This is a genomic window from Limibacillus sp. MBR-115, assembly GCF_040549425.1.
Classification (GTDB): Bacteria; Pseudomonadota; Alphaproteobacteria; order Kiloniellales; family CECT-8803; genus Limibacillus; species Limibacillus halophilus.
The window spans coordinates 1-1,488 of the sequence record NZ_JBEPTJ010000017.1 but is presented as its reverse complement, the minus strand read 5'-3'; the positions used below and the strand labels follow the sequence as shown (position 1 = coordinate 1,488).

Genomic DNA, 1,488 nt, shown 5'->3' with positions numbered 1-1,488 from the left:
GTTGTACAAGTACGCCCCCCATGTTTATCGCAAACGTGGCATATACTATTTCTCGCGACGCATCCCCGCTGACCTGAGGGTACACTACAAGCGACCCCGGATCGTTCTCTCACTTCGTACTCGGTCCCTGAAGGCGGCAACGACGCGTGCAGCGACCCTTGCAGGTAAGCTGGACCAGGATTGGTTGGCTCTTAGGTGGAAGAACCAGAGCGACCCCTTCTGTCAGTTCTTGTTGGACCACACGACAAAAGCCCAGCTTGCTTCGTCCGCACCTAGCATGAGTGCAGCGAAGGATCTCTATCTGAAGGCCAAGGGGGATGGGCGACCGAAGACCTTCCAACAGGCTGCCGATCGAGCTGTGGCCGAGCTAGTTGCCATGTGCCGCGACAAGCCGATCGACACCTACTCACGGATAGAGGCCAACAACTTGCGGGACCGCCTGCTGGAGCGTGGACTGTCCAAGACCTCTGTCAGGCGAACCTTCAGCGTGCTCAGGGCCATCGTCAACTTCACGACGCGGGAACTCGGGCTGACAGACATTAGGACCTTCTGCAGCATCTACCTCGGCGACGGGGCAGAGTTGCAGGAGAAGAAGCGGAAGCCGATCCCGCTGGATGTCATCCGGTCCGTACAGAGGGAATGCCATTCGCTAGACGACGAGGCCAGGTGGCTCATTGCCCTCATCAGCGACAGTGGCATGCGCCTGAGTGAAGCCATAGGCCTTATCAAGAGCGACTTGGTGCTGGATGGTGAGTATCCGTACCTGACCCTGCAGCCACACTCCTGGCGAAGCCTCAAGACGGCGAGCAGCGTCCGTATCGTACCCCTGGTCGGTGAAGCCTTGTGGGCAGCGAAGAGAACTGCAGAAGCTAATGACGGTCCATTCCTTTTCCCAAAGTATTGCAATGAGGAGCAGTGCAAGGCTAACTCTGCTAGCGCTGCCTTGAATAAGTGGCTGTCTCCCAGGGTTCCGGATGGTTGCGTTGTCCATTCCTTCCGGCACAGTATGCGGGATAGGCTCAGAGCCACCCAATGTCCCGCTGACATAATAGATAGGATTGGCGGATGGAGCGTTAGGGGTGTTGGAGAGATCTACGGTTTAGGATACCCGCTGATGGTGCTTTCACAATGGATGCATTCTATCACAACAGAGTGAAGGGCTAATCAAATGAGATACTCAGTTACGTACCAATACAGGCCCAAAGATTCGTCACGTCCACTTGATTACGGGCAATCCGTTGAAATAAGTAGTGATGGGAAGGATCTTATCCTGCTGCCCAACATTGGTGACCACGTTTCATTCCCTGACGCCGACGAAATAAGGGGCATTGTTGAAAACAGACTTTTTCACTACCCAGAAATGGGTGAAGCAGAAGATGTCTGCGTGATCAATATAGTCGTGACTAAATCTGAAGAAGACTGGGGTAAGCTGATTAAAGAATGACGCATGGATCTCTGGGTTCGAGTTGGATATCTTGCTAAGAAAGT

Annotated in this window: 2 protein-coding genes; both read left to right on the top strand. The window is 53.9% G+C overall.

Translation table 11 applies throughout. From position 1 onward, the window contains the following. Positions 1-1,156 (top strand): DUF6538 domain-containing protein (locus ABIE63_RS17530; protein ID WP_354506703.1); only part of this gene is annotated, 1,156 nt, incomplete at its 5' end. Positions 1,157-1,168: 12 nt separating this feature from the next. Beyond that, positions 1,169-1,444 (top strand): hypothetical protein, encoded by a 276-nt coding sequence (locus ABIE63_RS17525; protein ID WP_354506700.1) that lies wholly within the window; start codon positions 1,169-1,171, stop codon positions 1,442-1,444. The last annotated feature ends 44 nt before the right edge of the window (positions 1,445-1,488 follow it).

Bases quoted from the DNA above. Each gene is read 5' to 3' on its own strand.
- ABIE63_RS17525 (WP_354506700.1), top strand. From the start codon at position 1,169: ATGAGATACTCAGTTACGTACCAATACAGGCCCAAAGATTCGTCACGT.